This window comes from Desulfoluna sp. (genome assembly GCF_030145185.1).
Lineage (GTDB): Bacteria > Desulfobacterota > Desulfobacteria > Desulfobacterales > Desulfolunaceae > Desulfoluna.
In genome coordinates this window covers 1-12094 of the sequence record NZ_JAQYWB010000111.1, presented here as the reverse complement: position 1 = coordinate 12094, position 12094 = coordinate 1, and the positions used below count along the sequence as shown (strand labels likewise).

Here is a 12094-nt window from a genome sequence, read left to right as displayed (position 1 = left end):
GAGGCTCCGCCTCCACGCTTGAAACCCCGCAGTCTGTGAATTTCACCCCTGCGCTACGGTTTTTCATACTGGCAAGGCGGAGCCTTGCACCCGACACTCCCAGGCAGAGCCTGGGAGCGAGACGCCGTGATGAGATCACGAAAGTGGCTGAAGCGATGATCAAGCCAGGTTTTTTATGATTGCTGGAGCGCAGCGACTCCTTGAACCAAGCACCAAGAACGAAGCACCAAGCACGCTTTTCCCTCGTTCCCAGGCTCCGCCTGGGAATGCTTTCCGGAGGCTCCGCCTCCACGCTTGAAACCCCGCAGTCTGTGAATTTCACCCCTGCGCCACGGTTTTCCATACTGGCAAGGCGGAGCCTTGCACCCAACACTCCCAGGCAGAGCCTGGGAGCGAGACGCCGTGATGAGATCACGAAAGTGGCTGAAGCGATGATCAAGCCCGGTTTTTCATGATTGCTGGAGCGCAGCGACTCCTTGAACCAAGCACCAAGAACGAAGCACCAAGCACGCTTTTTTCTTTCCCTCGTTCCCAGGCTCCGCCTTGGAATGCTTTTCGGAGGCTCCGCCTCCACGCTTGAAACCCCGCAGTCTGTGAATTTCACCCTTGCACCCGACACTCCCAGGCAGAGCCTGGGAGCGAGACGCCGTGATGAGATCACGAAAGTGGCCGAAGCGATGATCAAGCCCGGTTTTTTATGATTGCTGGAGCGCAGCGACTCCTTGAACCAAGCACCAAGAACGAAGCACCAAGCACGCTTTTTTCTTTTAACGCTTTTGCCCTTATCGAACAGGCTTCTTGCGAAGCAAGTTCCTCGAACCAAGCACCAAGAACGAAGCACCAAGCACGCTTTTTCATGTTTTAAGTGTTCGGGCGCGGTTGATGACGGCGGCCAGTTCGAGTTTTCGGAACGCTGCCAGGTCGCCTCTCAGGATATCTGAGAGTGATTCCAGGCCTTGCTGACTGATGGTGGTCATCACCTGGTCCAGAACATCTGCGAGGGTGCGGGTACCATCCATGAGGGGGGCGGCCAGACGCACGGCCTCGGCCAGGGCGCGGGTCTGAGAGGGCTCCACGATTTGCTCTACATCATCGAAGACGATGCGGGTGGTGCCGAGGACCATTTCATAGAGGCCGTAGGTGTTTATTTTTACGCGGCCTCGCCTCTCTTCCATGGGGATGCTTCGGTCCAGGGGGCGGCGGTGGGTGATGGGGGGCAGTGGCCCGGCACTTTCGATGACACGTCCGTTGGTGTGCTCTCGGGCGATGGTGTGGGCTTTTTCGGTGACGTTCTCCGGGGTGTAGTCGGTCATTTGGATGATGTGGTCGGCGGTGGCAAAGTAGTCTCCGGAGCCACCCATCACGAGGATGGTGGAGACGCCGTGGATGGCAAAGAGTTCTTTGACCCGGTCGATGAAGGGGGTGATGGGTTCGTTCTCTGAGGCGACCAGTTTTTGCATTTTTTCATCGCGGATCATGAAGTTGGTGGCGGAGGTGTCTTCATCTAAAAGGAGCAGGCGGGCACCGGCTTCGATCCCTTCACAGATGCCTGCCGCCTGGGAGGTACTTCCGCTGGCGTTTTCTGTATGAAAGGCGGTGGTACTTCGTCCAAAGGGGAGGTTGTTGATAAAGGGGGAGATGTCGGTGCCGGTGATGCTGCGTCCGTCGGATGCGCGTATTTTCAGGGCGTCGGAGCGTGTGACCACCCGCTCTCGCCCGTCTCCGGGGATGTGGTTGTAGATTCCCAGCTCCAGGGCATTAAGAAGGGTGGACTTGCCGTGGAATCCTCCTCCGACGATGAGGGTCACCCCCTCAGGAATCCCCATGCCTGAGATTGTGCCGCCGTTGGGCAGGGCGACCTTGATTCTGAGGGACGCAGGAGAGCTGAAGGGGATGGCCCCTTGTCTCAGGGGGTGGGAATCGATGCCGCTGGCACGGGCCAGGAGGGCACCCTCGGCCACGAAGGCGACCCGCTTTAACTCGGCCAGCTGGCTTCTCAGGGCATCGGCGTCTTCGCAGCTCTCCACGTGGGCGGTGAGGGCCGCGTGCTGGGTTTCGTGAAAAAAGAGGGCCTCGTCGACGATGGCGGGCAGCTCGGACAGGAGCATGGCTTCCGCGTCCCGTGAGGCGATGCGACGCCCCTGGGCGGGGAGGCCCAGAAAGAAGCGGGCTTCGACGTGTGACTCGGTGACCTCCATGGAGGTGCGGGGGAGGATTTCCTGGCTCGGGGTGTCGATAAGAATCAGGCCGCCTTTGCCGGTGCCACGCACGCCTTTGGCGATGCGGCGGGCCGTTTGTGAAAAGCGCCTGGTCAGGTAGTCGCAGAGGGCGATGGTCCGGCTGGTGCTGCGGGTGAAGCAGCCCTTAAAACCAGACGAGGCACGAGGCACGCGGACCCTGAGTCGTGACGGCTGTGCAAAGGGATCTCCCTGCACATGGTCGATGAAAAGGGTAAACCTGTCGAAGGTGTAGGTCCCCTGAAGGTCCTTGTAGGCTTTGTACCCTTTGCCGTCGATGCGGCTCAGGGTCTCCTGAAGTGTCTGGGCGTTTTTCATGGGAAGCTGTTTCCGGTTGAGGTGGCATCATAAGCTGACTCGTTGCACTGTGTGACGGTCCTTTTTAAGGATATCTCATGAGTCGCCGTTGTGACAAGTCTTCAGCGGGATCTTTGGCCGCGGAGGCGGTGAGCCGGGGACTTCCGTTCAGGTATAGTGTTCGTAAAAGGACTTGTCGACCACTAAAGAGAACATTGTTAATAAGTCATTGACATAGTAAACCCGACACGGTACAAAATGGGGTGTTCGGTCCTGTCATCACTCATTTTGTGAGGATGGGTTGCCGTTATCGCACCAGTCGACGTTCTTCATTTCTCCCTCTCGCCAACCGGTTTGGACTGATGACGTGTTTGCCGGATGTTTCCTGAATCCTGGCCATCGGACGCCCTGTGCGTCGCTGCCCCGCCTCGGGGCCAATTCTTCGGATGTGCCTGCAGCAGCGAGGTCCCATGAACCGACTCATCGATTTTGCGGTGGCACGATACCGCGTTGTCCTTCTTCTGATGTTCTTGCTGACTCTTCCTTTTGCCTGGTTTTACGTGAACCAGAGTTTTCGAAATCACATCAATGATTTTTTCGAAAAAGATGACCCGGAGATTGTTTATTATCAGGAGTTTCAAGAGGTGTTCGGCAATGACGAGGTCATGGCCGTGGTCTTGAAGGATGACGAGATTTTCTCCCCTGACATATTGACGATCATTCGCCGGATCACCGATGTGATTGAGCGCCATGATGGGGTGCAGCGGGTGTTCTCCCTCTCCAACGCCGAGGTGGCAGTGGGGGTGGAGGACAGCGTGGATTTTCACCCCGTTCTGACGGATGGAGAGGTGACAAAGGCGTCTGCTGCTGCGTCACGGCGCATCGCTTTGTCCCATGAGGTCTTCATCGGGCAGATCATCTCACGAGACGGTACCACCACCTGCATTCTGGTGGAGTTGTTACCCTTTGACTCCAATGAGGAGAAGGGCCGGGTGATCCAGAGTCTTCAGGAAAAGGCCGAGGCCGTGGCCGGGGAAAACCTCGAGCTTCGCTATTCAGGCGGTCCTTGTGTGGAGGTAGAGATCAACGCGCTCACGCGGCGTGACAACATGCTCTTTACTCCCGTGACCTTTGTGATTATCATGATTATCGTTTATTTTATGTTGAGAAATTCGGCGCTCTCATTTCTGGGGCAGGTGAATATTGTTATCATCGTCTTGTGGGGTATCGGGTTTCTTGTGATGTGTGGGGAGCCCATCAACACGGTAACGGTGGTGATTGCCCCGGTGCTTTTGGCTATTTCCATTGCCGATTCCATCCATATCCTCTCCCACTATCGCACCCTTTATACCCGCAACGGCCGCCATCACCTGGCCGCAGTCGGGGCAGCCGCTCGAAATCTCTGGCGACCCTGTCTGTTTACCAGCATCACCACCGGCATCGGGTATCTCTCTTTTGTTACCACCACGGTTCGCCCGGTGAAGATCGTCGGTATCTTTACCGCTGTGGGGGTGATGATCGCGTTTTTTATGTCGGTTCTGGTCCTGCCGGCCTTTTTGATGCTTTTTCAAAAGGCCATTGTCCGGAGAAACCAGGCTGGCGATACCTGGCGCATGGTACGGTGGGGAGGCGGAGACCCGGTGATCGGCTTTTTGACGCGGCTTGGGCGCTGGGTGGTGGGGCATAGTGGTGTCGTGGCCCTTTTGTTTCTGCTGATTTCAGGGGTGATGGGGTTCGGCATGACCCGACTCCGGTTTGATACGGATTTTGCCGCTTACCTGAAGGATGAGAATCGGGTGAAAGAGGACCTTCGTTTCGTGGAGGCCCATATTCGCGGGACCGTGCCGGTGGAGTTGGTGATTGAGGCCGTGAATCCGGAGACGGACTTTACCCATCCGCATAGTTTGAGAATTTTGGAACAGGTGGCAGACGAGATGATGGTCCATATGGCGGGGCATTACACCCATGTTTTTTCGGCGGCAGATTATTTTAAAGAGATCCATGAAGCCTTTACCCATGGTGAGAGCGGGAAGGGGACCCTTCCTGGTGATCGCCTTGACCTGCAGGATTATTATGAGCTGGCCGATGCCGACGTGCTGGATCGGACCCTCTCTGCCGACCGTCAGTCTGCCCGCATCTCCTTTGCCTCGGTGTTTGGTTCCAATTCCAACGCGAAAAAAGTGCAGGCCTTTGCCGAAGATCGGGTGGTGAAGATCCTGGGAGACGATTATCGCTACCGTTTTACGGGGCTCTCTTCCCTTTACAACACCATGGACAACAATCTCAAAATCAGCCAGATCCGCAGTTTTGGAACGGCCTTTGTTCTGATCTTTATCATGATGTTTTTTGTTTGCAAAAGTCCGCTCCTGGCGGTCCTCAGTATGGTTCCCAACCTTTTTCCCATCTGCACCACCCTGGGTATTATGGGGTGGTTCGGCATTCCCCTGGATACCTCAACCATTATGATTGCCAGCGTGACCATTGGCATCGCCGTGGACGATACCATTCATTTTGTGACCTGGTTCCGGCGCAATTGTGAGGCCGGGCTCTGCGTGCGGGAGGCGCTGGTCAAGACCTTTCGGGACACCGGTAAGCCCATTGTGATGACCTCCGTCGTCCTTTGTATCGCCTACTTTGTGTTGATGCTGGGGTCGGTGAAACCGATTATTGCCTTTGGCGCCCTGGCAGGGCTCGCCATGTTTTTTGCGTTGCTGGGAGATCTTTTGATTCTCCCGGCGCTGATTTATCTTGTGAAGCCTGCCTTGTGCAGGGGTGAGGTGGCGGAGATGCCCGAGGGAGATGTGTCCAATGCGTTGTAGGTTTGTCGCATGTGTTGTGCTGGGCTGGATGGTTTGTCTGGGGATGGCGGCGGTGGCGTCGCCGGTTTTTGCCTGGCTGCCCGAAGGGGTGGAGGCGGAGTGGACGATTGGGTGGAAGAGCATGGTGCCCAGGACCGACACCCAAGATGTCGATGATGGCATGATCAGCAATGAGGCGAGGGTGGAAGGGACGTTTTTCTGGGCGGGGGAGGGGTTTTGTCTGTATGCCACTCCAGAGCTTCGGATTAATGATGCGATATCCAGCCGGTCTCCCGGAGGGGAAATTCGTTACAGCGGCAGCGGCACTACCTTGATGCGTCATTTGACCTTTGCATCCCGGGGGGTGGAGCTTTCGTTTCGGGAGCTCTATCTTGAAAAGGAGACAGAGGCAAGCCGCTGGCGGGTGGGGAACCAGGTCTTTGCCTGGGGCACCGCCGATTTTATTAATCCCACCAGTTATTTTAATCCCCAGGATCTTCGGGAGTTGCTCTTAAAAGAGGAGGATGCCCTGGCCCTGGGAGTACCGGCTGTTTCCATGCTGCGGTTTGTGGGTGCTTTTTCCATTGAAGCGGTGGTGATGCCCATGGGAATTCCTCAACTCAATGCCTGGCAGGGTGATTACTTTTATATCGAACCGGACAATTTTTCCCTGCCGGTTCACCGTACTGAGAATGAATCGTCGGCGATCACCTTTGAGAACGCAGGCGTGGGGCTGAAGGCCGCGCGAAGTGTGGGCAGCTGTGATCTTTCCATGAGCGTTTATCATGGGCCGGATCGTGAGCCCCTGATCGTCCCCGACCGCGTGATTGCCCTGCCTGGAGAACCGGTGTCTGTTCTGGCTCGCTCTTTTCATGGTCAGGTGACCTCGGTGGGTGCGGATGTCTCGGCAGATTTGGGCCAGTGTGTGATTCAGGTGGAAGGGGCCTGGAGCTTCGACAAAGAGGGCTATGTGACCCAGGATGCCTCCAACCCCGCGGTCATGGTTTTTCCCTATGAGGTGGTGGACTCAAATTTCTGGTCGGTGTCAGCCGGTCTGAACTGGTTTATTCCCGTCGTGGACTGGTTTCCCAACCATGAAGGGGAGTCTGTGGTGACCGTGGAAGGGCATCGATCGGGGTATACCGAAGGGGGGCTTGGCGATCCATTTTATGACCGGACCTTGTCGCTCCGGTATCAGGACAGCTTTTTCAGCGGTCGGGTTCCCCTCTCCCTTTTCGGGGTGATGGACGGGGACGCCACGGGTGAGATGACCTGGGCCAAGGTCGGGTATGATTTCCAGAATGGATGGGTGGTCGATGGATCCGTGGTGCTTTTTGATGGGAAAGCACCCAAGCTCAATGAGGTGGGCTCTCCGTTCTGGTACATGAGGGACCGGGATCTGTTTATCGTGACGGTGACCTATGTTTTTTAAACGACGTTCTTCGTGCTTGGTTCTTCGTTCTTGGTTCGAGGAGTCGCTACGCTTTATTAATGATGAAAAAAGCCATGTGCTGGAGACCGATGTCCAGAGAATGGATGCGAATAAAAGGCGCGCAATTAACTGAAAGAGAGGGACGTATGAACACAATACAAAAAGTGGCGGTCTATACATTTCTGGGCGTGATGATACACGCCGGCGCCTTTGCGCTGACGGGACGCGAGGTGGTGGATCGGTCTGAGGACATCGCCAGCCCTGATACGGCGACCAGTGAGGTGGTCATGGAGATCACGAAGAAGGGGAACCTGACAGAAAAGACCTTTTCCCTCACGGCGATGGAGGGCGAATCCGAGGAAGACCGTGCGCTGATCGCTTTTCATAAACCTTCGCGGATTAAGCTGCTGACTCATTCCCATAAGGCAAAGGATGATGATCAGTGGCTTCAAATGTCTTCGGGAAAGGTCAAGCGCATCAGCCAGTCGTCTAAAAAGAAGGCCTTTGTCAATTCACATTTCACCTACGAAGATATTTCTTCACGGGATGTGGATGATTATGCCTATACCCTTCTTGGGAACGAAACAGTTGGCGGTGAGCCCTGTTATAAGGTAGAGAGTATAAGAATAAGAGGCAAAAAAGTATACGACAAGACGGTCCTTTATATCAGTGAAAAGGACTGGTTTCTTCGGAGAATGGATTTTTATTCCAAAGGTAAGCTTTTGAAAATCCTTGAAAACAAGGATATTCGAACCGTGGACGGGATTCTCACCCCCTATGTGGTGGTTATGCGCCGGGTTAAGCAGGGAGGGACGACGCGTCTTCTTTTGAAGGAGGTTCATTACAATCTTCCCCTGAAGATGACAGATTTTCGAAAAGAATCTCTGCGGTGATTTAAGTCGTTTCAGTTTTACTTTAACAAATCTTGAACATATGGTAAAAAAACCGATTCTCCCTCGGAACAAGTCAGCGAAATGTCATTTCTGTGATTTCCAGAGGGTGGGATGAACGAGTCTGAATCCGGGTCAAGCAAAGACGAAGACAAGACAGCCATCGCCCGGATATTTCACGAATGGCGAGCATAAAATGGTGAATTACATTTTGTATTTTTGAAGTATCTAAATTTTCCATACAAACGATTGTAATAACACCATATTGACTTGGTACAATAGCTTTCTCATGAAATATCCGGGATCGCTTCTCGATCAGCGTAACCCATGACTATGAGACAGATGGAGATTATGGATACATCCAAATTAACGGGGAACAAGGCTCCCCGCACCCTGACCAAGGGAGAAGCCACGAAGCGTCGTATTCTGGACGCTGCGCGGAAGGTTTTCTCAGAGCATCCTTACCACGCTGCCAGCGTGCGTATGGTCGGAAAAGCCGGCGGATTCGATCACCCGATCATTCATTACTACTTCCCCAAAAAAGTGGGTCTTTTTGAATCTGTCATGGAGGAGCATGTCACCGAATTTCGGCTCTTTATGGAACACTGGTTTGACGGCCTGGGGGCCTACTCCACCGACAAAGGGCTGGCTGTCTTCATAGAGCGGGTTATCGCATTTCATCTCTCGAATAAAGATCTGTTTCGCACGCTTATGCAGAACACATCGCATGTGGAGAACTTCGATCAGTTTCCGGCCTCGGCCCAGTTTGCGGTGTTTCATGACAGTTTTTTAAAGACTTTCAGGAAGAAAATCCGTCATAAAGCCTCGGATGAAGAGGTAAGCAAGTTTGTCTACAGCTTTACCGTGCTGGCGGCAAACTACCTGGGTGCCAGCTCTACCTATGCCCGATTTCTGGGGATGGACGGGGAGTGTGATGCCTATTGGTCGTGGGTAAAAGAGACCATACATTATCTTTTTCTGCCGAGGATGGAGAAGATTATCTTCAATTCTCACACGAAATAAACAAACATGAGATGCCTGCTTGGGTGGGGGCTCAGTACCACAGAGTCATCCGGCAACGGAAGCCCCTGGATACGATGCGGTGTCATTTGATATAAAAGCCGGATGATGATTAGGGGCGTTATGGCGAAAAAGAAGAAATCAAGCAATTACCCCGAGCCACAGAGGCTCACCTTTCCGGAAGCGGAGAAGACGCTTCCGTGGCTTTCCATGCTCTTGGATTCCTATATTCTTGCCGATAAGGCCATTCACGCCAGTGTGGATGCCGAACTGAAAAAGGGCCGGCGGCTGGCCTGCGCCAAAGGGTGTTCGACCTGCTGTGCGACCCATGTCACTATTCCTGTCTACCCTCTGGAACTTGCGGGAATCTATTGGTACGCCATGGAGGGGCTCACAGGGGACGCTTTTCACATCATTCAGCATCAACTGGCTCAGTTTCACCCGGGGGCGGGCTGCCCCTTTCTGGTGAACGGAGGCTGCGGCATTCATCCCATGCGGCCTTTGGCCTGTCGCCATTTTAATGTTTTTGACACCCCCTGCGGTGTGGGCGAAGATCCCTTCTTCACCCGCCGAAAAGATGTGTTGACCCCGGACGAAAAGGGCAAGGACAAGGCGCTTATGGCCATGCTCCCCTACCATGGCATTACGGATCGGGCGGAAAAACGAGAGACGATCAAAAAGGGGTTGATCCACAACACCGTAAAAAACCTGCAGGAGATTGAGTGGGTGAAACTGGCTCAGCGCATGGGGGTGAGATAAGGGCAGGTAAAGAACCTTAGAAGACCTTGGTTTTTGTCCTCTCACATAACCTGAATTTGACCGGCGAAGATAGCGAGCAAGGCCAGGGTGTAACCGATCAGGAAGCTGATGTAGCTGAGCTTGAGTAGTTTAAATTTCGGCGTGAGAATGACGGTGCTCATGCGGTAGAGGTCCCGGGCCACCATCGTCCCGATGCTTTTTGAGTCACCGAGCATTTCGGCCATTTTTTTGATATAGGCCTCTTCGGTATATTCGGCGATGCTGGAGAAGTGCAGTAAAGGGGGCTTTTGGTCCCCTTTTCGCGTGTAGCGTTTTGGGATAAGGCTTATCACGGCGAAGAGGATGCTGAGGACGGAGGCGAAGACGCCCAAAAGGATACCCCAACGCCAGTGGGGGCGGCCCAGGCCGGAGAGGGCAATGGGGATGAGAAAGGAGTTTATGGTGATGACCGTTGCCGCCCGTTTGTCGGCAAATCCCACGTAGTTGACCTGCTTGGCAATGACAGCGCCGAGGATGGCGGCTCGAAAGACCGGGGGCCAGACCTCTTGGGTGGTGAGCTCATGTTCATGGGTGGCATCAGGCATGGGGCTCCTTTTGACGACCGGGGTCACACGGATCGCCTGGCTGTAAAGGCAGAGTTCGTTTTTTGACAGCAACCCATTTATCATTGCCATGATTGTCACCCCCTTGTCAACGCGGTGCTTCCTTGACTTGCCCCCGGAGCTGGCTTACTCTAAAACTTTGAGGCATTGGCATTCGTGTTGATACATCCTTTATAAAGGGTGAAATTGGAATGCTACTTGGGATGACAGGTGCATCGCTTTATCTCTTTTGGCCTTAGCCCTGATTGTTTTCTCATGAAATATCCGGGTTAGGACCGCAGCCATCCACAATCAATTGATAACAAAGAGGAACTCTCATGGTTATACCTGTTATTCTGGCCGGTGGCTCCGGGACCCGGCTCTGGCCCCTTTCTCGTGAACTTCATCCCAAGCAGCTGATTGGTCTCATTGATGAGTACACCATGCTGCAGAATACGGTCTTGCGTCTGGCCGGGTTTGAGGGGATGGCGCGACCCATTGTTATCTGCAATGAAAATCATCGCTTTATGGTGGCTGAGCAGCTTCGCAGCATCGGCATCGATCCCCTGGCGATTATGCTGGAGCCCGTCGGTCGCAACACCGCTCCTGCCTTGGCCGCAGCGGCGCTGAAAGCCCTTGAGATCGATGACGCCCCCACCCTCCTTGTGCTGCCTGCCGACCACACCATTACGTATACCGAAAAACTTCATGAGGCCATGCGGGAAGGCGTCGCCCTTGCGGAAAAGGGGAAACTCATCACCTTCGGTATTGTTCCTGAATCTCCGGAAACCGGGTACGGCTATATTCGCAAAGGGGCTCCGGTGGACGGGGTCGATGCTGTGGTGATCGATCGGTTTGTGGAAAAACCGGACCTGGATACGGCCAACGCCTATGTGGCCTCCGGCGACTATTGCTGGAACAGCGGCATGTTCATGTTCGGAAGCCGTGAGGTGCTTGCTGAGCTGGAGCGTTTTACACCGGAGATTGTCACCGCCTGCCGGGCAGCTGTGGAAAAAGGGACGACCGACCTTGATTTTTTTCGGTTGGACAGCGAGGCGTTCGCGGCCTGCCCCGAGGACTCCATTGATTATGCGGTGATGGAAAAGACCGACAAAGGGGTCATGATTTCTCTGTCTGCCGGTTGGAACGACGTGGGGTCCTGGGACGCCATCTGGCATATCGGTGAGAAAGATGAAAACGACAACGTTATCAAAGGGGATGTGTTCCTTCATGATGTCTCCTCGTCCCTGCTTCAGGGCGAAAGTCGAATGATTGCCGCCGTGGGCCTGAAGGACATGATCGTGGTGGAGACCAAGGACGCCGTGCTGGTGGCACCGAGGGACCGCGGGCAGGATGTGAAAAAGATTGTCAGCCAGCTTAAAGCAAAGGCCCGCCTTGAGGCACAGCTCCATACCGTGGTTTACAGGCCCTGGGGCTCTTACGAGGGGATTGACATGGCAGACCGGTTTCAGGTGAAGCGTATCACCGTTAAGCCCGGTGCTGAGCTCTCCCTTCAGAAGCATTTTCACCGTGCCGAGCACTGGGTGGTGGTCCGCGGAACGGCCATCGTCACACGCGATGATGAGAAAGTTCTCCTCAGGGAAGATGAATCCACTTACATCTCCCTGGGAACAGTGCACCGGCTGGAGAACCCCGGTAAAATTCCCCTGGAGCTTATTGAGGTGCAGTCGGGAAGTTACCTGGGGGAAGACGATATCGTTCGCCTGGAAGACAACTACGGGCGGTAAACCCCAAGGGGGAATGTGGATAAAATGAGTGGAGAGGCGTTTCAATCCCTTAAGGGGCAGTTCCTGTTGGCCATGCCGTCCATGAAGGACGCCACCTTCTCGCGGGCGGTGGTCTATGTGTGCGAACACACGGCAGATGGGGCCATGGGGTTTATCGTAAACCGTCCCAGCACCTTGATGGCTGCGTGTGATGTCTTTAAAGAGTTCAATCTTGACCCTGTGGACTCGGCCGCGAGCGTTCCTGTCTACACCGGCGGACCGGTGCAGCTGGATGAACTGTTTCTCCTTCATGGCCCTCCCTTTGATTCCGAGGGCACCTATCCCATGGGGGA

At 54.5% G+C, this 12094-nt stretch carries 9 protein-coding genes; 7 read left to right on the top strand and 2 right to left on the bottom strand.

From position 1 onward, the window contains the following. Positions 1–854: 854 nt before the first annotated feature. Entirely contained in the window at positions 855–2555 is a 1701-nt protein-coding gene (locus tag Q1Q75_RS21405) for an ABC-ATPase domain-containing protein (RefSeq protein WP_300675039.1), read from the bottom strand. Between the two features lie 449 nt (positions 2556–3004). On the opposite strand from Q1Q75_RS21405, the gene Q1Q75_RS21400 reads away from it, so the two are divergent. The 5 genes from Q1Q75_RS21400 (at position 3005) to Q1Q75_RS21380 (ending at position 9433) form a co-directional block, all read left to right on the top strand. Continuing rightward, on the top strand, positions 3005–5353 hold the full coding sequence (locus Q1Q75_RS21400) for an efflux RND transporter permease subunit (RefSeq protein WP_300675037.1): 2349 nt from the start codon (positions 3005–3007) through the stop codon (positions 5351–5353). Next, positions 5343–6764 carry a DUF1302 family protein gene (locus tag Q1Q75_RS21395; RefSeq protein WP_300675035.1) on the top strand — a complete coding sequence of 474 codons (1422 nt, stop codon included), beginning with the start codon at positions 5343–5345 and terminating at the stop codon, positions 6762–6764. Before Q1Q75_RS21400 ends, Q1Q75_RS21395 begins: the two co-directional genes overlap by 11 nt. 146 nt (positions 6765–6910) lie before the next feature. Next, positions 6911–7657 carry an outer membrane lipoprotein-sorting protein gene (locus Q1Q75_RS21390; RefSeq protein WP_300675033.1) on the top strand — a complete coding sequence of 249 codons (747 nt, stop codon included), beginning with the start codon at positions 6911–6913 and terminating at the stop codon, positions 7655–7657. A 348-nt stretch (positions 7658–8005) separates the two neighbouring features. After that, complete coding sequence (locus tag Q1Q75_RS21385; RefSeq protein ID WP_300675031.1) at positions 8006–8677, top strand: TetR/AcrR family transcriptional regulator; 672 nt, start codon at positions 8006–8008, stop codon at positions 8675–8677. A gap of 120 nt (positions 8678–8797) precedes the next feature. Next, on the top strand, positions 8798–9433 hold the full coding sequence (locus tag Q1Q75_RS21380) for a YkgJ family cysteine cluster protein (protein ID WP_300675029.1): 636 nt from the start codon (positions 8798–8800) through the stop codon (positions 9431–9433). Between the two features lie 41 nt (positions 9434–9474). Here Q1Q75_RS21380 and Q1Q75_RS21375 read toward each other — a convergent pair whose 3' ends face one another. Next, positions 9475–10107 (bottom strand): Pycsar system effector family protein, encoded by a 633-nt coding sequence (locus Q1Q75_RS21375; protein WP_300675027.1) that lies wholly within the window; start codon positions 10105–10107, stop codon positions 9475–9477. Between the two features lie 245 nt (positions 10108–10352). Here Q1Q75_RS21375 and Q1Q75_RS21370 point away from each other — a divergent pair, with 245 nt between their 5' ends. After that, positions 10353–11762 carry a mannose-1-phosphate guanylyltransferase/mannose-6-phosphate isomerase gene (locus tag Q1Q75_RS21370; RefSeq protein ID WP_300675025.1) on the top strand — a complete coding sequence of 470 codons (1410 nt, stop codon included), beginning with the start codon at positions 10353–10355 and terminating at the stop codon, positions 11760–11762. 24 nt (positions 11763–11786) lie between these two features. After that, a partial coding sequence (locus Q1Q75_RS21365; RefSeq protein ID WP_300675041.1) for a YqgE/AlgH family protein occupies positions 11787–12094 on the top strand: 308 nt, incomplete at its 3' end.

Coding starts and splice junctions, on each gene's coding strand:
- Q1Q75_RS21405 (WP_300675039.1), bottom strand. CDS start 2,555: ATGAAAAACGCCCAGACACTTCAGGAGACCCTGAGCCGCATCGACGGC.
- Q1Q75_RS21400 (WP_300675037.1), top strand. CDS start 3,005: ATGAACCGACTCATCGATTTTGCGGTGGCACGATACCGCGTTGTCCTT.
- Q1Q75_RS21395 (WP_300675035.1), top strand. CDS start 5,343: ATGCGTTGTAGGTTTGTCGCATGTGTTGTGCTGGGCTGGATGGTTTGT.
- Q1Q75_RS21390 (WP_300675033.1), top strand. CDS start 6,911: ATGAACACAATACAAAAAGTGGCGGTCTATACATTTCTGGGCGTGATG.
- Q1Q75_RS21385 (WP_300675031.1), top strand. CDS start 8,006: ATGGATACATCCAAATTAACGGGGAACAAGGCTCCCCGCACCCTGACC.
- Q1Q75_RS21380 (WP_300675029.1), top strand. CDS start 8,798: ATGGCGAAAAAGAAGAAATCAAGCAATTACCCCGAGCCACAGAGGCTC.
- Q1Q75_RS21375 (WP_300675027.1), bottom strand. CDS start 10,107: ATGGCAATGATAAATGGGTTGCTGTCAAAAAACGAACTCTGCCTTTAC.
- Q1Q75_RS21370 (WP_300675025.1), top strand. CDS start 10,353: ATGGTTATACCTGTTATTCTGGCCGGTGGCTCCGGGACCCGGCTCTGG.